General features: G+C 59.9%; 18 protein-coding genes and 3 pseudogenes. 6 read left to right on the forward strand and 15 right to left on the reverse strand.

Going from position 1 to position 20,134, the window contains the following annotated elements:
* Nucleotides 1-99: 99 nt before the first annotated feature.
* The 6 genes and pseudogenes from NKH43_RS04975 to NKH43_RS05000 all read right to left on the reverse strand — a co-directional run bounded on the left by NKH43_RS04975 (nt 100) and on the right by NKH43_RS05000 (nt 5,000).
* Nucleotides 100-537: a TA system VapC family ribonuclease toxin gene (locus tag NKH43_RS04975; protein WP_352483673.1), complete on the reverse strand. Its 438-nt coding sequence runs from the start codon at nt 535-537 to the stop codon at nt 100-102.
* Complete coding sequence (locus tag NKH43_RS04980; protein WP_023718512.1) at nt 534-761, reverse strand: ribbon-helix-helix domain-containing protein; 228 nt, start codon at nt 759-761, stop codon at nt 534-536. The genes NKH43_RS04975 and NKH43_RS04980 overlap by 4 nt, the downstream gene beginning before the upstream one ends.
* A gap of 329 nt (nt 762-1,090) precedes the next feature.
* Nucleotides 1,091-2,050, reverse strand: a pseudogene (locus NKH43_RS04985) (zinc-binding alcohol dehydrogenase family protein).
* A gap of 188 nt (nt 2,051-2,238) precedes the next feature.
* Nucleotides 2,239-3,078, reverse strand: a pseudogene (locus NKH43_RS04990) (sugar ABC transporter substrate-binding protein); the annotation flags it as partial.
* Between the two features lie 87 nt (nt 3,079-3,165).
* Nucleotides 3,166-3,951 (reverse strand): ATP-binding cassette domain-containing protein, encoded by a 786-nt coding sequence (locus tag NKH43_RS04995; protein WP_023718514.1) that lies wholly within the window; start codon nt 3,949-3,951, stop codon nt 3,166-3,168.
* Entirely contained in the window at nt 3,948-5,000 is a 1,053-nt protein-coding gene (locus tag NKH43_RS05000) for an ABC transporter permease (RefSeq protein WP_352484917.1), read from the reverse strand. The genes NKH43_RS04995 and NKH43_RS05000 overlap by 4 nt, the downstream gene beginning before the upstream one ends.
* A gap of 166 nt (nt 5,001-5,166) precedes the next feature.
* On the opposite strand from NKH43_RS05000, the gene NKH43_RS05005 reads away from it, so the two are divergent.
* Nucleotides 5,167-6,078: a GntR family transcriptional regulator gene (locus NKH43_RS05005; RefSeq protein ID WP_352484916.1), complete on the forward strand. Its 912-nt coding sequence runs from the start codon at nt 5,167-5,169 to the stop codon at nt 6,076-6,078.
* Nucleotides 6,079-6,207: 129 nt separating this feature from the next.
* On the opposite strand, the gene NKH43_RS05010 is transcribed toward NKH43_RS05005, so the two are convergent.
* The gene (locus NKH43_RS05010) at nt 6,208-6,801 is read right to left on the reverse strand and encodes a DJ-1/PfpI family protein (protein ID WP_023718517.1); all 594 of its coding nucleotides are present in this window, start codon (nt 6,799-6,801) and stop codon (nt 6,208-6,210) included.
* A 127-nt stretch (nt 6,802-6,928) separates the two neighbouring features.
* Complete coding sequence (locus NKH43_RS05015; RefSeq protein WP_352484920.1) at nt 6,929-7,621, reverse strand: GntR family transcriptional regulator; 693 nt, start codon at nt 7,619-7,621, stop codon at nt 6,929-6,931.
* Between the two features lie 338 nt (nt 7,622-7,959).
* Between NKH43_RS05015 and NKH43_RS05020 the strand changes: the two are divergent.
* From NKH43_RS05020 to NKH43_RS05030, 3 genes and pseudogenes are all read left to right on the forward strand, one after another.
* Nucleotides 7,960-9,182: pseudogene (locus tag NKH43_RS05020) on the forward strand (iron-containing alcohol dehydrogenase).
* Nucleotides 9,183-9,199: 17 nt separating this feature from the next.
* Nucleotides 9,200-10,687 carry an NAD-dependent succinate-semialdehyde dehydrogenase gene (locus NKH43_RS05025; protein WP_352791942.1) on the forward strand — a complete coding sequence of 496 codons (1,488 nt, stop codon included), beginning with the start codon at nt 9,200-9,202 and terminating at the stop codon, nt 10,685-10,687.
* 11 nt (nt 10,688-10,698) lie between these two features.
* Complete coding sequence (locus NKH43_RS05030) at nt 10,699-11,520, forward strand: alpha/beta hydrolase (protein ID WP_352496634.1); 822 nt, start codon at nt 10,699-10,701, stop codon at nt 11,518-11,520.
* Nucleotides 11,521-11,646: 126 nt separating this feature from the next.
* Here NKH43_RS05030 and NKH43_RS05035 read toward each other — a convergent pair whose 3' ends face one another.
* The 5 genes from NKH43_RS05035 to NKH43_RS05055 form a co-directional block, all read right to left on the reverse strand.
* Entirely contained in the window at nt 11,647-12,726 is a 1,080-nt protein-coding gene (locus tag NKH43_RS05035; protein ID WP_352496633.1) for an ABC transporter ATP-binding protein, read from the reverse strand.
* A gap of 9 nt (nt 12,727-12,735) precedes the next feature.
* Nucleotides 12,736-13,581: a carbohydrate ABC transporter permease gene (locus NKH43_RS05040; protein WP_352484910.1), complete on the reverse strand. Its 846-nt coding sequence runs from the start codon at nt 13,579-13,581 to the stop codon at nt 12,736-12,738.
* Nucleotides 13,574-14,437: a carbohydrate ABC transporter permease gene (locus NKH43_RS05045; protein WP_245278558.1), complete on the reverse strand. Its 864-nt coding sequence runs from the start codon at nt 14,435-14,437 to the stop codon at nt 13,574-13,576. The genes NKH43_RS05040 and NKH43_RS05045 overlap by 8 nt, the downstream gene beginning before the upstream one ends.
* 129 nt (nt 14,438-14,566) lie before the next feature.
* Nucleotides 14,567-15,805: an ABC transporter substrate-binding protein gene (locus NKH43_RS05050; protein ID WP_352496631.1), complete on the reverse strand. Its 1,239-nt coding sequence runs from the start codon at nt 15,803-15,805 to the stop codon at nt 14,567-14,569.
* A gap of 107 nt (nt 15,806-15,912) precedes the next feature.
* Entirely contained in the window at nt 15,913-16,548 is a 636-nt protein-coding gene (locus NKH43_RS05055) for a GntR family transcriptional regulator (RefSeq protein WP_502895979.1), read from the reverse strand.
* Nucleotides 16,549-16,683: 135 nt separating this feature from the next.
* On the opposite strand from NKH43_RS05055, the gene NKH43_RS05060 reads away from it, so the two are divergent.
* Nucleotides 16,684-17,823, forward strand: coding sequence for a mandelate racemase/muconate lactonizing enzyme family protein (locus tag NKH43_RS05060; RefSeq protein WP_352856846.1), 1,140 nt, complete (start codon nt 16,684-16,686; stop codon nt 17,821-17,823).
* Between the two features lie 299 nt (nt 17,824-18,122).
* Complete coding sequence (locus NKH43_RS05065; protein ID WP_198030477.1) at nt 18,123-18,563, forward strand: hypothetical protein; 441 nt, start codon at nt 18,123-18,125, stop codon at nt 18,561-18,563.
* Here the strand turns inward: NKH43_RS05065 and NKH43_RS05070 are convergent.
* Nucleotides 18,556-19,863: an NRAMP family divalent metal transporter gene (locus tag NKH43_RS05070; RefSeq protein WP_352496629.1), complete on the reverse strand. Its 1,308-nt coding sequence runs from the start codon at nt 19,861-19,863 to the stop codon at nt 18,556-18,558. The two genes, NKH43_RS05065 and NKH43_RS05070, sit on opposite strands and share 8 nt — an antisense overlap.
* Nucleotides 19,856-20,134 (reverse strand): hypothetical protein (locus NKH43_RS05075; protein WP_352856848.1); only part of this gene is annotated, 279 nt, incomplete at its 5' end. The genes NKH43_RS05070 and NKH43_RS05075, both read right to left, overlap by 8 nt.

Here is a 20,134-nt window from a genome sequence, read left to right on the forward strand (position 1 = left end):
TCGCGATCCACTGGAGTGCGCTGAGCGCGACAAGTTGCGCAAGCCTCAATTCAAAGCCAAGAAGATCGAAAGGCAGACTGCACCGAAGAGCCCGGCGGTCTACCTTGTGTGAATTAGGTGCAGTGCAGACTTCCCGCCCTTCACGGGCGCCGCTGACAGCTTGCGGTCAAAGCTGGCAAGTTGGCCGCCTCGCGCCTTGGCGAGCGCGAGAAGGTACGTATCCGTGACCTGTGCCGAAGTCAGGATTTTCGCTGCATCGATGTCGCCGGAGCCAACCAGGCTCACATCGTCGGGCCAGAAGCTGTGCCCGTGCAGAGCCCGCAACTTGGTAACGATTTGCGCAACGATGGCGGGCGAGCCGGGAGAATTAGGATATCTTTGGTTCCCGACGATGCGCAGGACGCCGTTTTCGGTGATCGGACAAGTAGCCCATGCCGCGTTGCCCGTCTCTTCGAACCAGCCATGCGCGTCGCCATAGGCGACGTGACCAGGATCGATCAGTGCGATCAGCACATTGACACCGAGCAGGAAGGTCAAGGCAGTTCGTTTCGCAAGGCGTTGACCGTCTCAAGCGTGACAGGAGGTGCATGCGGCCGAGGCGACAGAAGAGGAATCCCGTTGCGCTCGCCGCCAGCTTGAGGCCGGCGCAGCGAGCGCCGGGCGAGATCGCTAATGACCTCGCCGAGGCTACGACCCTGCTGCCGGGCCATGGCCCTGGCCGCGACCAGGACGTCGTCATCAATCGCCAGTGTGGTTCTCATATCACTCTCCTGACGCGCATCAAACATCACGCATGATGTGGACTAGCTACGTCGGACACTCAAGCGGTGCGAATACCCGGCGAATTTGCGTGGAACACGTTTTGCCGGAAAGATCGTCGCTCCGCGGCTTCAACCTTTATGCGACGAAAACTGCGCCCGCGGTAATCAGCGAAACGCCAAGCCAGTTCGGCAGGGACAATTGTTATCTGAGGAAAACCGCACGGAATACCGTGTCAAGCGCGACGCTTAGCGTGGCGTCACCGAGCAACTCGCCCTCCCACAATGCAGCACCAGGGCTGCGATGACATGTCTTGATCGTGTTGCTGAAGTCAGCCAGATCCTACGTCGATAACGGCCTTGATCAGACCGGACTTCTGCTGCGCCCAGATTGCGATGTCGCGTGGGCTGTCGCGCAGGGTGGTGCGGTGGGTGACAAGCTGGTCGATTGGTATTTTTCCAGCGCGGATCGAGGCAATGACGTGCTGGAAATCGCTACGAGTCGCGTTGCGACTGCCGATCAGCATCATTTCCCGTTTGTGGAACTCTGGATCGGAGAAAGTTATGTCGTCCGGCACGACGCTGACCATCACCATGACGCCGCCATGAGCAACATAGGCAAGGCAGACTGCATCGAACGGCTGTTTCCCGTTGCGTCGAAGACGACGTCGAAACCTGCTCCCGCAGTTCGCGCCGCTATCGTTTCGATGATCGAAGGTCAGCCGCTCGGTATCGACGTCCATGACGGTCACGTTCTGTTGCGCGATTCGCGCAAAAAGCGCCGTGCCGAGGCCGATCGGCCCGGCGCCGATAACCAAGGTGCGAATGCCCGGCCCCGCCATGCATCTGCGGACTGCGTGGGCACCGATGGCCAGAAACTCGACCGTGGCCGCCTCCACCAGTGACAGGCCGGCCGCTGGAATCAAGTTTTGCGCCGGCACGAGAATCTGCTCACTCATGGCACCGTCACGGTGCACGCCAAGCACCTCGATCGACATGCAGCAGTTAGGCTTGCCCTGGCGGCAGGCGGCACAATGTCCGCAGGCAAGATAGGGATTGACGAGGATTTGCTCTCCGACCGACAGGTCCACGGGCGCGTTGATTGCCGCGATTGTTCCCGAAACCTCATGGCCCATGATGCGCAGATAGGCGAGATAAGGATGCCTGCCCTCGAAGATGTGGTAGTCGGTTTCGCATATCCCGACAAAGGCGACATTGACCAGTGCCCAGCCTTCGGGCGGAGCGTCTGGTGCCTGCTGCTCCTCAAACACCAGTCTGCCGGGCTCGAGCATCGCACGACTTTGATGGTGGGATCCATGACGGCAATTCCCCCCTTGCTAAGCTGGAGTCCGGCAACAGGAAGTGGTCCGGCGGTGCAATACCCCCGCCCGCGGGTTGATAAAAAGAACTCCATTAAGGTATGCAGCCGCACCACTCCCGCGCCGCTATCCACATTGGCCTCGACGGGTTCCCCACGGATGGCCCTGACGACGGTGTCGATGCCAAGCTCGCCCATTTTTGCAGGAAATTGAGCTACGCTGGCGTCCTCCGCCCCTGACTTGATCGCTTCGATCTCACCGCAGCAGGCGTCAAAGCCGACCACTATGAGGTTGTCGTTGGCAATGCCTGCATTGCTGATCGACTTGACGGCTCCAGGGATCGGCGGGCCGCAGGCCGCGTAGATTGCCTTGAGATCAGGATTGGCCGTCAGAATGTCTTCGGTCACTGACGTGCCAAGTTCCAGCGTGCAGTTGGTTGCACCTTTGCCGACGACCTCGACCTTTACCTCACCCAGTCCCTCCATCATGCCCGTGACCCGGTCATCCAGAGCCGGCACCCCGGGAACGCCTTGCAGAATACCGATCTTGTCACCGCTCTTGAGCACCGTCTTCAGGTATTCTCCGGCGATCTTGCCGCCATTGAGGTTATTGGTCGATACCAACGCCGTCTGGCCTTTCCAGTTGGGGATGCTGTTGTCGACGAGAACCACCTTGATGCCGGCGGCCACCGCCTTGTCGAGCGCCGGCGCGACCGTCGGGTCGACCGGAGTGATTGCAAGCCCTTTGACGCCTTGCGTGATCATGGATTCGATCAGAGCGATCTGGCCTTCAATGTCGGTGGCCGCCTGGCCCTGGCCGGTGACCAGTTCGATCTCCGGATGAGCGGCCGCGTATTTTTTGGCGGCGTCCTCCATGGTCGAGTAGAACGGCACCGGGAATTTCGTGATCAGGCCGATCTTGATCTTGTCTGCGGCCGAAGCCGGCATAGAAAACGCAACGGCGATCGCCAGCCCTGCGAACAGTTTTCGGTTCATTGGCATTGTTTTCCTCCCTTGGATTGAGACGCCTCCCTGCGGGAGACGCTTCAGGCATTTGCGGACCGGAACGGTCCCCAAATCTCGAACGGGTCAGGCTCCAACGATCATGGAAACCAGCTCCTGTTTGTTGTCCTTGGTCGGCACCAGTTCGCCGACCCTGCGGCCCTGGCGAAGCACCACCGCGCGATCGGCGAGTTCGACGACGTGTTCCATGTTGTGAGTGATCAGGATGACGGCATTGCCCTGGTCGCGGAGCGCAGCAACCAGATTGAGCACCTGCCGTGATTCACGCAGGCCGAGTGCGGCGGTCGGCTCATCCAGAATGACAACCTTGCGGGCGAATACGGTCGAGCGGGCCACGGCAATGGCTTGTCTTTGTCCACCCGACATCATGGCGACGACGGCATCCAGCCGCGGCAACGTGACCTTGAGATTCACCAACAGAGCGCGGGTCTCGGCGTCCATTCGGCGCTGCTGCAGAAATCGCAGGCCGCGCGGAAGCCATTGCGGGCCAGCCAGCTCGCGGCCGGCAAAGAAGTTCTGTCCCGGTGTCAGATTGTCGAACAGCGCCAGGTCCTGATAGACGGTCTCGATGCCGGCGAAGCGCGCATCCGCAGGGGAGCGTATCTGCGTTGGCGCACCATCCAAAAAGATCGCGCCGGCATCGAGTTGGTGCACCCCGCTGATGCATTTGGTTAGCGTCGATTTACCCGCGCCATTGTCGCCGAGCAGGCCGACGATCTCGCCTCGCCGCACCTCGATGCTGACATCGTCCAGAGCCAGAACCGAACCGAAACGCTTGGTCGCACCGCGTACCGCCAGCACGGGATTGTCCGCGGTGACCGCATGATCGACGTTGGCCGCAGCAGCGCTCATGACTGCCTCCCGGCTTGCATGACACGCACACGCCCTTCGAGGTAATTGCGCAGCACGTCGGACTCGACCGCTATGACGATGACCACGCCGATGACGATGAGCTGGAAAAAGACGTTGACGTTGAGCAGGTTGAGCGCGTTGCGGATAACGCCGATCATGATGGCGCCGATCAAGGCATGGCCGAGGTGGCCGCGACCACCAAGAAAGCTGGCGCCGCCAATGATCACCGCCGCGATCGTATCCAGTTCCAGCAGATTGCCGAAGAGCGGCGAACCGGCGTCGGTGCGGCCGGCAAGGATGACTGAACCGATGCCGGCGCACAGCCCTGAGATGACATAGACGGAAACCAGGACCCAGGACACGGGAATACCCATGCGCAACGCAGCGTCGGGCCGGCCGCCAACCGCATAAATCCAGCGCCCCCAGACCATGGTTTTAGCCATGACGAAAAGCACCGCGGCAACGCCGGCAACAACGAAAACCGATCCAGGCAGACCCCAGACCGCGTCGCGGCCAAGCGCATCGATCGAATCCGGCATGCCAGGGATGGCGCGGCCATCGGCCAGTTGCAGCGCCAACCCCTTGGCGATGCTCAATGTTGCCAGCGTGATGATGAAAGGATGCGGCAGTCGGCCGAAGACATAGAAGAGCCCGTTGATCGCGCCGACCGCGGCACCGCAGCCAACCATCACCGCGATCACAACGATGGCGGGGGCGCCAGCATGAAAGCTCAGCGCGCCAACGACGGAAGCCAGCGCAAGGTTCGAGCCGACGGAGAGATCGATGCCGCGTGTCAGGATGACCAGATGCTGGCCCATCGCCACAACCGAGATGACGGCCGTCTGGGCGAGGATGTTGCTGAGATTGCGTCCTGTCAGGAAATAGGGTGACAGAAAGCTGAGGACGGCGACCAGCAGCACCAGGATGACGACCGGACCAGCGCTCAGCAGCATCAGGCCAAGCGCAAGGCCGGGGACGGCTTCTGACTTCCTGGATGCCGGCAACGCGGCCTCGCCGACAGTCGTGCCGGTGTTTCCCGTTTCAGGCAAATTTCCCCTCCCCGCCGCAGCTTGTGCGAGCCGCGTCGTCAAAAACTCAGTTCGTGTTCAGGTCCTCTTCTTATCGATAAAAAACAACTGGTGTAGTCGGGTCAAGTTGTTTTTTATGGATAAAGTTCATGCTAAAAAGGACAAGGTATTGTTCCAAGGAAATCCGATGAGAACGGACACCGTCTACAAGAAGGCCTTCAATCGAGCTGCAAATATGCTGCGCGACGGACAATTGGCCGGCGAACTTCCTTCCGAAAATGAGCTTAGACGGCGAATGTGCGTCAGCCGCACAACCGTCCGAAAGGTCCTGCGAGAACTTGTTAACCGCGAACTTGTCACCGAACGCCACGGCCTCAGAGCGACGGGCCGCGCGGTCGGCGACAACGACTACTATCCGGACGCCGAAACTACGCCTCGCGCCAAGCATGTCGAACAGCAGTTCATGGAGTGGATGCTGCGGGGTGACACCAGGCCCGGAACCAGCATCAATGAGCTTGAGCTTGCACGGCAATTCGGTGTTGCGACCAATGGAATTCGCGAATTCCTGATCCGCTTCAGCCGGTTTGGACTGATCGAGAAAAGGCCGAATACAGGCTGGCTTTTCAAGGGTTTCACTGAAGACTTTGCACTTGAGCTCTTCGAGATCCGGGTGATGTTTGAACTGCGTTCGGCACAACTGTTTTCACTGCAGCCGAACAGCTCTCCGCTATGGTCGAAACTCGCCGCGCTCAAGATGGCGCATGCCGACCTGCTGGAGCGAATTGAGAGCCGCTTTCACGACTTCTCCGGCCTGGATAACCGGTTCCACCGGCTTATAAACGAGGCATCACCGAACCGCTTCATCGATGATTTCTACGACATCATCATGTTCATTTTTCACTACCACTATCAGTGGAACAAGCAGGACGAAAAGCAGCGCAACCTTGCCGCAATCCACGAACACATTGCCTATATCGATGCGCTTGAGAGCCGCAACGCCACTCGGATTGAGGTAGCCTGCCGAGCGCATCTGGCTTCAGCAAGGGAAACACTGATGCGTTCGCTTACGGGATTTGATGAAACGAGCATCAATGCATAACGAAAGAGCTTTGAACCTGGGGGGCAAACAGCGCGATGCGGGCGTTTATGATCCGAAGCCGAATTGCGGTGACAATGCCCTTCCAGAAAGGGAACCGACGCACCCCTTTGAGACGCGTCGGAAGAAGGTCTACGCGTGGCGGATTTCTGTCCCAAGCACGTTCAGGCACTCGCGGATAAACGCTGCAAGCGCCGTCCAGCCCTTGGCTGAAACCATCGTGCCGTCGACATATGCCTCCGTTGGAGACAGGTCGATATAGGTGCCGCCCGCAAGCGTCACTTCGGGCTCGCATGCCGCCAGTGCGCCGACCTTCTTGCCACGCACGACGCCGTCTACCGCAATCAGGATCTGCACGCCGTGGCAGATCGTGAAAATCGGCTTTTTGGTTTCGTGGAAGTGGCGCACCATCGCCTGCACGCGCTTGTCGGTGCGGATGTATTCGGGCCCACGACCGCCGGCGCAGTACACAGCGTGGTATTGCTCCAGCTGCTTCTCAGCGTCGGAAAAGGTCTTGTTGATCAGCGCATAGTGGCCGAGCTTTTCGGTGTAGGTCTGATCGCCCTCGAAATCGTGCAGCGATGTTTTGATCAGGTCTCCGGCGCTTTTGTCTGGGCACACAACGTGAACCGTGTGGCCCACCGCTTCCATCGCCTGCTGGTAGACGAAGATTTCGTATTCCTCGGTGAATTCACCGGTCAGCATTAGGATCTTTTTGCCTGGCATGGTCGTACCTTTCCTGTGACAACGGCCGGGCGAGACCTGTACTCGCCCGGTGGGTTTGACTTTCTAGAAGGGTGAATCGGGGAAGTATCCTTGGCACTGGCCTGTGATCAAAGACATCGGGACAGTCTCAGTCGAACGCCAGCAACAAACGGTCGCGGGAATGCTCGATATGGCGACGCATCGCCTGCTCGGCAGCGGCAGGATCGGCCGCAGCGAAAGCGGCCAGAATGGCCTCATGCTCGTCGAGCGCCTCCTCGGTGACGCGCGAATGGAACATCAGGCGAAATATGTGGAAGTGGGTATGCTGGTGCGCCAGCGTCTCGCGCACGAGTTCGTTGTTGGCGAATTCCATGACCTTGTCATGGAAAATGGCATCCTGGCGGGCGAAGTTGGAATACCTCAGACGCTCGTCCTTGCCTTCACGGCGCGCCATGACGCCCGCCGATTCCTGAAGCTGTGCGAGCTTTACCTCGTCCATGAGCGCGGCTGCCTTGGCCGCGCCATGAGGCTCGAGCAGCAGGCGAAGCTCGTAGAGCTCGTCAAACCGTCGTTTCGTGATCTGCGGCGCAGCGCGGTAACCGATCAGATGCGTCTTCAGCACCAGGCCTTCGCCTTCGAGCCGGCCGAGCGCCTCGCGGATCGGCGTGTGGGAGACGTTGAATTCCTTGACCAGACTGTCGACCGTGATGCGCGAGCCCGGCGCAATCTTCAGCGACATGAGTTGCGCAAAAATCGCTTCGTAGACGTCCTCAACCAGGCTGCTGGAGCGCTGGATACGCCCGCCGGCGAGGTTCGGTTCATCTAGACTGGGTAAGTTCATGGCCTGCATTTTTTGCCCCTTGACACATTGAGTTGCTAACACGATGCTTCGGCCAATGCAATCCTATATCCTATACGATTTTATAGAGGATATAATTTGAGGCTGGTTCAAGACAAAGCAATCGTACTTGCGGTGGCCCTGCTGGAGCAGCGGGCCGACTCCGCGGGCCGGGCTTCCTCACCGTCCGAGCCTGAACGGACCGTCAGCGCTCCGGGCGATGGTTCAACGCGTCGGAACGCAAGCGTGCTGCAAGTGGGGTTTGACGTCAAACCCAGCCTTTGGGCCGAGTTGAACGGCCTTTCGCATTCCAATCCAGACATCATCACAGGATGCAGATAATGAGCCTTTTCGCTGCCATAAGGCTGCCGCGCGAAATCCTCTTCGGGAAGGGCCAACGCCACGTCATTCCGGTTGTCGCGGCCAGGCTCGGGCGTCGCGTGCTCGTCTGCACCGATGAACGTTTTGCCGCAACGGGCCCGTTTGGAGAGATCGTCGCGGCGCTGCGAGCCAGCTCGATAGACGTACTGGTGCATGACCGCGTGCTACCCGACGTTCCCCGGGACACCGTTGCCGTCTGCGTCGAGGAAGCACGGAGGTTCGCGCCCGACATGGTGATCGGCATTGGCGGCGGCAGTTGTCTCGATATGGCCAAATGCGCCGCGTTGCTCATCACTCACGGCGGTCAGCTCCAGGATTACTACGGCGAGTTCAAGGTGCCCGGCCCGACGCTGCCGCTGATCGCGGTGCCGACGACAGCCGGCACGGGCTCTGAAGTGACCCCGGTCGCCGTAATCTCCGATCCGGATCGCACCCTGAAGGTCGGCATCTCCAGCCCATATCTGATCGCGGCCGCGGCCATCTGCGATCCTGAACTGACGATGACATGCCCGCCGGCATTGACGGCGATCGCAGGCGCCGATGCGCTGACGCATGCAATCGAGGCCTTCACCGCCGTCAGGCGGGGGACCGATCCCGGCCTTCCGCAGAAACATGTCTTTATCGGCAAAACCGCTTTGACCGATCATTTCGCCCTGCTGGCGATCAAGCTGCTTGGCCGAAGCCTTGAAACGGCATACCGCCAGCCCTCTGACGAGGACGCCCGGGCCGACGTGATGATGGGTGCACTGGCCGCCGGCTGTGCGTTCGGAACGGCCGGCACAGCGGCAGCGCACGCCGTGCAATACCCGGTTGGCGCGATAACCCACACCCCTCACGGACTGGGTGTCGCCACCATGCTGCCATACGTCATGAAGTACAACAGAACAGCCGCAGCGACCGAGATGGCCGAGATCGCCGACGCGCTCTGCCTCGATGCAAAGGGCTGTACGCCCGAGAGTTGGCCGACGCGACCATTGGCGAGGTCAGTCGGCTGTTTGGGGCAATCGGGATCACCCCCTCGTTGGCCGAACTGGGGCTGCCCGCCGATAAGCTCGATTGGACGGCCGAACAAGCGATTGGTATCGAGCGCCTCATCAAGAACAATCCGCGTCCATTCGACTTGGGGTCCATGCGACGCCTGGTCCAGGCCGCCTTTGATGGCGACCTCGCCAGCATCATGTAACAATCGGGAATATCGAGATGAACACGTTTTCACAGGTTCTGTCGGATGATCAGGGCATCAGCGACTTCCACACAATCTCGCACGGGCTGTATATTGGCGGCCAATGGCGCCAGTCCGCGGATGGCAGGGTGATTCCGGTCGTCGATCCTTCGACCGAGGCTGTCATCGCCGCTGTGCCCGATGCGACCGTGAACGACGCGGCCGCTGCCGTTGACGCCGCTGCCAAGGCAGCCCATGGCTGGCGGACAACGTCGCCGCGAAAGCGTTCCGAGATCCTCAGACGCTGCTTTGAACTGATGACGGAACGATCAGAGGCGCTCGCGACTCTCATCGCATTGGAAAACGGCAAGGCTCTGCGGGATGCCCGCGGCGAGATCGCTTATGCCGCGGAATTTTTCCGTTGGAATGCCGAGGAGGCCGTTCGCATTACTGGCGAATTCGGTATTGCGCCTTCCGGCACCAATCGCATCGTGGTCGACTACGAACCGATCGGTATCTGCGTCCTGATCACGCCTTGGAATTTTCCTGCCGCGATGGCGACCCGCAAGATCGCGCCAGCACTTGCCGCTGGATGCACGGTGATCTTGAAGCCAGCCAGCGAGACCCCGCTTACCGCCTACGCGCTGGCCGCGCTCTATCAGGACGCAGGCGTGCCACCGGGGGTGGTCAACGTCCTGACGACCTCCAGTCCCGGCCCTTTGACAGCCGCCATGCTGGCCGACCCGCGAGTGCGCAAGCTCTCCTTCACCGGTTCGACGGGTGTGGGTCGCGCTCTGCTGGCAGAGGCTGCCAGGCATGTGGTTTCGTGTTCGATGGAACTCGGCGGCAACGCACCGTTCATTGTGTTCGACGACGCTGATCTCGAAGCGGCGCTCGATGGCGCAATGGTAGCCAAGATGCGTAACGCCGGTGAGGCCTGTACGGCCGCCAACCGCCTCTACGTGCAATCTGGCATTTACGAAGCCTTCTCGGACGGCCTCAAGAAGCGGATGTCGTCGCTCAAGGTCGGCCCTGGCACCGACCCGGACACGGAATGCGGACCCATGATCACGAAAAAGGCGGTCGAGAAGATAGATCGCCTTGTCATCGACGCGGTCGCACGCGGCGCGCGGGTCATGTGCGGCGGCTCAGTCCTGTCCGGAACTGGTTTCTTCTACCCTCCTACAGTGCTTCGCGACGTGCCAGGCGACGCAAAGATGGCGCATGAGGAGATATTCGGGCCCGTGGCGCCGATCTCGAGCTTCGACACCGAGGCTGAGGTCATCACACGCGCCAATGACACCGAATATGGGCTTGCTGCCTACATCTACACGCGCGATCTGGCGCGCGGCATGCGGGTGGCCTCCCGGATCGAGGCCGGGATGATCGCTGTCAACCGGGGGCTGATGTCCGATCCGGCGGCCCCCTTCGGCGGCGTTAAGCAGAGTGGGCTCGGCCGCGAGGGAGGGCAGCATCACGGCATTGCCGAGTTCATGGAGGCGAAATACCTCGCCATCAGCATGTGAGCGGAGAAAGCATGCAAGACGATCCCTTTCGCATCCGCGACCACGTCGCGGATTTTGACGAAATCGTGCAGGACTTCGTTGGCCGCAGCGAGGCCGCCCGCGCCACCATTGCGATGACCGCGGACGTGGCCTGCGGACCGGATCCGACCGAAACCATGGATCTGTTCTTTCCCCCGGGGAAAAGAACGGCGCTGCCGGTGCACATCTTTGTCCATGGCGGCTACTGGAGAATGTTCTCCAAGCGCGACTATTCATATGTCGCGACGACGATTACCCAGGCCGGGGCCATTGCCGTCATCCTTGATTATGCTCTGATGCCCAAGGTCCGAATGGCGACGATCGTCGACCAGGTGCGCCGCGCCAAGCAGTGGATCCTGGCCAACATCGCCGATCATGGCGGAAACCCGGCGGCCCTGACTGTCAGTGGTCATTCGGCTGGAGCACATCTTGCAACGTTTCTGTTCAACGACGAGCATACCCCCTCGAATGTAAGGGCAGCTCTTCTGCTGAGCGGGCTCTACGATTTGAAACCGCTCCAGGATTCCTTTCTCGCCCACGAGATTGGAATAACCGACGAGGAAGTCGCCATGTTTACGCCGCTCGCCTGTCGGCATGATCCTCAAACCAGGGCGGCGGTTCTGGTCGGAGCCAATGAGACGCCACCCTTCCATCAGCAAGCCGATCGATTCAAAGCAAGCTTGGTGCGGCAGGGATCGTTGGTAACGTCGCATGTGCTCCCGAACCGCAACCACATGGACAGTGTCAGAGATCTTGGCGTGCCAGGGACGGAGGCTGCTGATTGCCTGACAGAACTGATCGCCAAGGCCCGCTGACTACCCTGCCGAGATACCGCTCACCCAGCGCAGCTTGACCGCAAGCGGTCCGCATTCGCTCCGGATGAGTTCGAGGCGACATCGCGGATCCCTGCGCCACTGCGTCCAGCCGCTGGTATCCACGTCCTAAATGTCGATGCGCTGCTCGCTATCCGGATCGAACAGGTTGACGCTCGCCGGATCGACGGCAAGAAATATTGGCTCTTTGCGCCGGCCGGCAAACCTCGGCGGCAGGCGCGCGATGATCGCGTTCTCGCCGACCTGCACAGTCACCATGGTTTCAGGCCCGGTGGGCTCTACCACGTCGATCTCCCCAATGATCGAAGCTCGATTCTCCGCAACGGTTCTCAGCTCTTCAGGCCGTATGCCCAACATCACCGGTCGCTCAGAGTCCACCTGCCGGTTCCGCGTCGGCAACACGATCGATACACCGCTCGCTTGAAACCGGACACCTTCCGAATCCGGGACCAGTCGTCCGGCAAGGAAGTTCATTGCCGGAGATCCGATGAAACTTGCCACGAACATATTGGCGGGCCGTTCATAGATGGTGCGCGGATCGCCCAATTGCTGGATGTAGCCGCTTTTCATGACGGCCACCTTGGTGCCCAGCGTCATCGCCTCGATCTGATCATGCGTGACATAGACGATGCTCGTGCCGAGACGCTCGTGCAGGCGCTTGATCTCCGTGCGCATTTCCACGCGAAGCTTGGCATCGAGATTGGACAATGGCTCGTCGAAGAGGAACAGCTCCGGGTCGCGCACGATCGCGCGGCCCATCGCAACGCGCTGCCGCTGTCCGCCCGAAAGGTTGGCGGGGCGTCGATCGAGCAGATGGGAGATTTGCAACATGCGCGCGGCATCTTCCACGGCACGCGTGCGCTGGTCGGCGCCGACGCCACGCATTTCCAATCCGAAGCCGATATTCCTCGCGACCGACATGGTGGGATAAAGCGCGTAGGATTGGAACACCATCGCGATATTGCGGTCCTTGGGCGCAAGGTCGAGGACCGAGCGTCCACCGATCAGGATGTCACCGCTGGACGTGTCGTCGAGGCCGGCAATCATGTTGAGCAAGGTCGACTTGCCGCATCCGGACGGCCCGAGCAGAACCAGAAAGCCTCCGTCCTCGAGCTCGATGTCGACCCCGTGAAGAACCTGTACGGAGCCATAGGACTTGCGCACGTCCCTGATGGAAAGTGTCGCCATGCGAAACTCCTAACCTTTGATGGCGCCTGCAGTCAGCCCCTGGACCATGGTTCGCTGGACAATCGCGAAGAGAACGATGACAGGGATGATGCTGAGAATGCCGCCTGCCGCCAGAACGCCCCAAGGAAGCTGGAACTCTCCGACCATCAGTTGCAGGCCCACGGGCCAGGTGCGAGACCCCTGCCCCGTCGTGAGCATCAGGGCGAACAGGAACTCATTCCAGGCCGCGATGGCAATGAACACCGAACTTGCGACCAGGCCGTTCCGCGCAAGGGGCATGACAATACGGACCATGGCGCCAAGCCTTGTCGAGCCGTCGATGCGAGCCGCGCTCTCGAGTTCCTTAGGTGCCGAATCGAAGAACCCCTTGAGCATCCACACGAACAGCGGCAGCAGGAAACTCGTATAGGCAAGCGCTAGGCCGAAACGGCTGTCGACGAGCCCCACACCGCGCATAACAACATAAAGGGGAATGATCATCATGACTGCGGGAAACATGCGAACGACAAGATAGCCGAGCATGAGCTGATCTCGGCCTCGAAACGCGAAGCGAGAAAATGCATAGGCGGCAAGCGTGCCCGTGACGACGCAGATCGTCACCGTCAGCAAGGTAACGACGAGGCTGTTGCCTATAAGCCGTGGGAAACCCGACTGCGTCCAGATGGCGACATAATTGTCGAAGGTAACGCGGCTCGGGAGGTACTGCATCGTCTGGGTGACAATGTCGGCCTCATATTTGAGGGATGTCAGGAACATCCAGATCATCGGACCGATGCAGAACACCGTCAGGCTTGCGAGCACGATGTAGGTGGCGATGTTCGCGATCATCCGCCGGTGACGCTTGCTTTCAATCATCGCCCTGTCCTTTGGTAATCCTGGAGATGCGGATATACCCGGCCGCGAAGATCATCAGGGTCACGAACATCACCACCGACAGGGCGGATGCGTAGCCGAAATTGAACTCCTTGTAGGCAGTCTGAAAGGCGTACAACGACAGCACTTGCGTGGCATCTCCCGGTCCGCCACCGGTGAGAATGAGGAGCAGATCGGGCGAATTGACCAGACCGATGACGCGCAGGATCACTGCCGCCGCGATGACGGTCTTGAGCATGGGCAAGGTGATCAGCCTGAGCTGCGCCGCCAGGCCTGCGCCGTCGACCGCCGCTGCCCTGTAGAGATCCTCGGGAATACCCTTCAGGCCCGCGAGCAGCAGCAGCGCGAAGAATGGAAACCCATGCCAGGCCTCGACGAGAATGGTCGCCGCAAGCGCAGTATTGGGATCAGCAAACCATGCCTTGTAGGCCTGCAGGACGCCTAGCCGGACAAGAAGATCGTTGATGACTCCGAGCCGCGGATCGAGCAGCAAGGCCCACATATGGCCCGCTACGACATTGGGCAGGAAGTAGGGAAGCAGGATGAGCACGGCGAAGATTTTCGTGCCCGGCAAATCCCTGTTGAGAGCTGTCGCGGCGAGCAGACCAAGCGATAGTTCCAGCACGACCGCGGCAGCAACCCACACGACGGTGTTCTTCAATGCGATCCAGAATACCGGGTCTGACCACATCGCTAGATAATGTTTGAAGCCGACCCAGCCATCCAACCCGGGACGCGTCAGACGCATCTCGCGAAAGCTGATTGCCATGCCGTAAAGCGTCGGATAGGCGATCACGAGAAGGATAAGGGCGAGGCTGGGAAGGAGCAGCAAATACATCCAGTATCGGGTCTCGGATAGTTCGCCGAGAGCCCGCATAGGCAGATATCTGCTCGAGCTTATTATCATGAATCTGCGATGCGAAAGCACCGTCCCGTTGCGTTCTGAGCACGGCTGCACGTCCGGGGATCAGCGGAGCGCCGCCTCCAGGCCCTGGATCATGCGGTCTACTGCCTGTTCCGGCGTCGACTGACCCGTCAGCACCGACTGGAAAGCGGGATTGACGACATTTTCGGACCAGCCCGCGGCGCCGACGAAATTGTTCGGCAGGCGTCCGAACTTGAGCGTTTCCGTCGCCGCATTATAGATCGGATTGCCGGTGATCCGCTGATCCTGCAGCGCAGCGGCGGAGGCCGGAAAATAGCCGGTCCCCTCGAGCAGGGCCAGGGCAGCGTCCGTTTGGCCCCAGAAACTCACCCACCGCCAGGCAGCCTCGATATTGTCTTCCTTCATGACGCCGTTGCCGGCGTACGCGACGCGAGCGACATGCGCCTTCGGACCGGCCGGCATCGGCGCGGTCGAGAATTGTTCACCCTGCTTCATCGCACTCGAGATTTCGTTCAGCGAACCGGTATGATGCCACACCATCGCAGTCTGCCCGGTGCGGAAGGCTTCCATGATCTGACGGTAGCTGTCGTGGGGCGCGCTCGGCGGCACGACCTTTTCCTTCAGGAAGAGATCGGAATAGAACGTTATCGCCTCGATCGCCGCGGCCCTGTCGATGGCCGGCTGCCCATCCTTGACGATCGGCGAGCCGAACGCCTCCATGACATCGATGACATATTTGAAACCGCCGGCGCCGGCGCGCATGCCGAAGGCATACCTGCCCTTCGAAGGATTGGTCAGTTTGCGGGATGCCTGAAGGAATTCGTCGAAATTTCGGGGTGGCCCCGTCAGTCCAGCTTCCTCGAAATAGTCTGCGCGGTAGTACATCCAGTCAACGAAGGCGAAGGCGGGAACCGCATAAATGGCGCCATTGCTGGAAAGCCCGGTCCAGCGATTGTCGGGAAAGTTCGCCTTGCCCTCCCACCCATTCACGCGCTCGGTAAGATCGATCAATCCCTCCATCGCGGTAAGATCGGCGAAGCGCTCGGCAATCACCATGGCGGTATCGGGACGCCCGCCGGCCAGCACGGCCGATGAAACCTTGGCCATATATTCCGAGTTCGGGATGTTTTCCTGGGTCACCGCCACATCTGCATTGGCCGCCTGAAACAATCCGATGATCTTGAGTAAGCTGGCCATTTCCGACTGACTGGTGAAGTGGTGCCAGTAACTGATGGCACTCGCGGCACGGGCACCACCAATGCGCCCTGCCATCGCGAGGGCCGCCGAACCCACGAGAAACTGCCTTTTGTTCAACCGCATGCGAACCTCCAAGATATCAGATCAGCAGACTGATCGATCAGTTGGAGTGTTGGGTAACATCATTTCCCAAGCCGTGCAACCGCGCCGGAGAGGCAAGCAACGACGTGTCAGACCAGACCAAGGTTCCGCTGCATGGCCGCCTGGAAATGGGACTGCAGCTTTGCTTCGGCAGCGTCGGCATTCCTGGTGCTGCAAGCCTCAAGGATGTCGAGGTGTTCCTTCAGTGTCCGGATCATGATTGGCGAGGTGAGTTTGCTGTCCAGCCGCAACAGACGTAGATAATTGTGCATGCGCCGATAGGTGCTATCGATCAAGGGATTGCGCAGCGCGCCGATGATTGCGCCATGCAGCTCTCCCTCCAGCGCATCCATCTCCTCCAGTTGCTCCTTTCCCACACCCTCCCGTTCGATGCGCCGGACCAGCCGGGAGTGCCGCATTTCCAAGGCATTCATGACGGCTTCATCGCCCTGCTCGGCAAAGACGCGAATTGCCGATCGCTCTATGATGGCGCGGAATTGGTAGGTGGCGCGCGTGAGCTCCATGCCAGGTTTTATGAACTGGATTCCGGAGCGTGGATGGATGGTGAGAATTCCTTCCGCCTCGAGCTTGCGCAGAGCGTCACGAAGCGGAGCGACGGGCACGTCAACGATCGCGGACAGTTCGCTCTGCGAAACGAATGCCCCGACCGGAACGCGCCTGTCGAACAAGCGTTCCAGAATTCGTTCGTAGGCAACATCGCTCATACGGGTGGCCGCCACCAGGGTATGAGAGATGGCTTTTGCTTTGCCCGCCACTTGCGGCACCTCCATTGATTCGGTACTGAGACATCTTAGCTGATAGATCAGTGCGTTATACTAAACGATCAGAAAGCCCCTGTGATGAGCCTTTCGCATTTTCGTATAACCCGATTTCAGTTCGCCCGCGACCGGGTAATCGGGGACAGTCAGGTTCGAGCCGACGATGTAAACGTCGCTGCGCTGGAACTCGTTTCGAAAAGTGGTGAAGTGGGACTGGGCTTCATCCAGACGCTCTTCAATCCCCTGCCCGACCAGACTGAGATCGAGACCGTTTTCGAAAACGAGGTTTGGCCGGGGCTGAAAGGACATAAGGCGATCGCGCTGGTTCATCGTGTGAACCGCCCGCGCGGTGGCAATCAGCGGGCGTACTCCCTGCCTTTTCATGAAGCGATCCAGGTGGCGCTTTGGGATCTTGCGGCAAAGGAAGCTGGCCTACCCCTTCACGTGCTGCTCGGCAGTCGTCGCAACCGTGTGAAAGCCTACGCCAGTGGCCTCGATTTTCACCTCGACGACGATGCTTTCGTCTCCTTGTTTTCCCACGCGGCGTCGCTTGGCTATTCCGCTTTCAAGATCAAGGTCGGCCACCCGGATTTCGATCGCGATCTGCGGCGCCTGGAGCTGTTGAAAACCTGCGTGCCGGCAGGCTCGGAAATCATGATCGACCCGAACGAGGCGTGGACCTCGAAGGAAGCGCTAATGAAATTGGTGGCGATCCGCGATGCCGGCCACGATCTTCTCTGGGTCGAGGATCCAATCCTGCGTCACGACCACGAAGGATTGAGAATGCTCAGGCAGGCAATGACATGGACTCAGATCAACAGCGGCGAGTATCTGGATCTTCAAGGCAAACGGCTTCTTCTGGAAGCCCACGCAGCCGACATCCTGAATGTCCACGGTCAAGTCACCGATGTTATGCACATTGGTTGGCTGGCCGCCGAGCTCGGCATCCCGGTCAGCATCGGCAACACCTTTCTGGAGATCGGCGTGCACATGGCGGTCGCGCTGCCGGAAGTCGAATGGCTGGAATATTCGTTTCAGAACTTCGATCATCTGGTGGAACAGCCCATCGAAATCCGGAACGGCTACGTCTATGCGCCCGATCGACCTGGCCATGGATTGGTACTGTCCGAAAGAGTGCGCGGCGAATGGATGAGACCAAGGCGCCTGATACGGTCGGAACTGGGTACCGCGCCAGAAAATGCACGCCTCCCTGGCAAGTGAGTGAATGACCGAGCCAGCTTGGGAGTTGGCGATGCATGGCACAATTCACGCCACCTCGAAGACCACATGTCCGAAGAACGTGCCGACACGATGCGCGCGATCATCTCCTGGGGCGCTACGCGGAGTTGTTCGGCTACGACGAGCCGTCGAAGCAATTCGACCTCGAGAACCCGGCGTGAGCGAGTTCGCAGGGCTGTCTTCTCAGGAACATTCCATGATTTCGATCGAACAGGCTGCCAATTAATTTGGGCATCGTCCTGCCGCGCGGGTCCGGGATCGGGTTCCTCGGTGCTGGAATTATGTTTCTCAAGAAGGAACTGAACGTGTGCGACCTCAATACTGCGCCGACCCGCTGGTCTTCCGCCGCGTTCGGCGTCCTCGCCAAGCCCGCCGGACGCTCCTCGCCGCGGTCGCGGCTGGTTAACCGAGTTCGAGCCCAGTTTCTCGTCCGTGTGGTCTGCCGCAATCCCGACGTCGGCATCGGTCATCTGAGCCTTCGGCGCCTCGACCGCCCCGATCTGAAGAGCACCCGCGCGTTTCGAGGTAACGTCCAGCAATCGGCGACAACCCGCAACCAATGCCGGTTGAAGCTGTTGTGGGACGGCTCGGCCTCGAGCCTGCGGTTTCGGCAGCGCGATAGTCTAGGGCGTCGAGACCTTGATAGAGTGTCGAAGATAGCTTCCGGCCTGGTTTCCACCGCCATACGAACTGCGGCGGGTGATCAATTGGCTGTCACATGAACCAGCTCATGAGCATTCCGACCATGCACATCGCCATAGCGATCGTGGAGGCCCATCCCAGCCAGCGCAGCCAGCCCTTGACGGTGAAGTCGCCCATGACCTTTGGCTGGGCTGTCATTATCATCATGACCGTCATGACCGGAACGGCGACGACACCGTTGACGACGGCTGTCCAATACAGCGCCTTGATCGGATCGATTGGACCGAACGTGATCGCTGCTCCGAGCCCCGTGGCCGCGGCAAGAGTGCTGTAAAACGCCACAGCCTCCCCAGGTCTGCGCGACAACCCCACGGGCCATCGTCTCGCCTCGCCAATGGCGTAAGCCGCCGCGCCGGCCAGGATTGGTACCGCCAGCAACCCTGTCCCGACGATGCCGAAAGCGAAGATAGCAAAGGCAAAATCGCCGACGATCGGCCGCAGCGCCTCGGCCGCCTGAGCGGATGTCTCGACGTCGGTGATGCCGGCTTTGTTCAAGGTCGCCGCGGTCGCGAAGATGATCGCCAGCGCGATGACGTTGGAGAATGCCATGCCTATGAGAGTGTCGGCGCGTATTCGCGAGAACGCGTCGACCGCCTGACGTGGAGCCCTCAACAACGATTTTCTGCGATGATTTGCGTGGACCTCTTCGGCCTCCTCTGACGCCTGCCAGAAGAAGAGATAGGGCGAAATCGTCGTGCCGAAGATAGCGAGAAGCGTAGTGAAGAACTCGTTGCTCCAGACAATTCGCGGGACCAGCACGCCACCCAGTGCTTCGGCCCAGGGAACTTGCACAGCAAACACGACAGCGACATACGAGAACAGGCTCAACGTCATCCATTTCAAGATGAGCGCGTAGCGATCGTAGTTCACGAAAACGATTCCAATTACGCAAATGGCTGCGAACAGGACGACATAGAGAACGGTCGGGCCGCCGATTAGAAGCTTCGTCGCATCGGCCATGGCGCTGAGATCGGCGCCGATGTTGACGGTATTTGCGATGAACAGAAGAGTTACGATGGACTGTAGAAGCCAATTCGGATAGTGGCGGCATAGATTGCCTGCGATGCCGTGGCCGGTGGTCCTTCCGATGCGCGCACTGATTTCCTGAATCGCGACCATCAGAGGATAGGTCAGCAGCATCGTCCATCCGATTGCGAACCCGAGTTGGGCCCCCGCCTGGCTATAGGTGCCGATCCCGGATGGATCATCGTCCGACGCGCCAGTGATGAGGCCCGGCCCCAGTCTGCGGAGGATCGTCTTCTTCACGGGAGAGACAGATGAACTCGGTCGATTTTTCTTGGAAGCCGCCAGCTCATCCATTGCGTCGGGTCCACAGAGCAAAGCCAGCAGCACCAGTAGCTGCCGCGATTTCGCCAATACCAATACCGTAGAAACGTGCCACTTTGGCGGAGGATCTCCGCCCTCCGAAGGCAGAAGTTACAGGTTCGAATCCTGTCGGGTGCAGCATTGCCGCAGTTCGTTTGCGACAACTATTCCTGCTGGAATTGACCTTGCCCCTCTGATCTAATCCGGTTTGAAGTTCGTTCTGGCCCATCGAGAGGACCAGGACATGAAACGTAGCCGCTTCTCT

Source organism: Mesorhizobium sp. M1163, assembly GCF_040318415.1.
Taxonomy (GTDB): Bacteria; Pseudomonadota; Alphaproteobacteria; order Rhizobiales; family Rhizobiaceae; genus Mesorhizobium.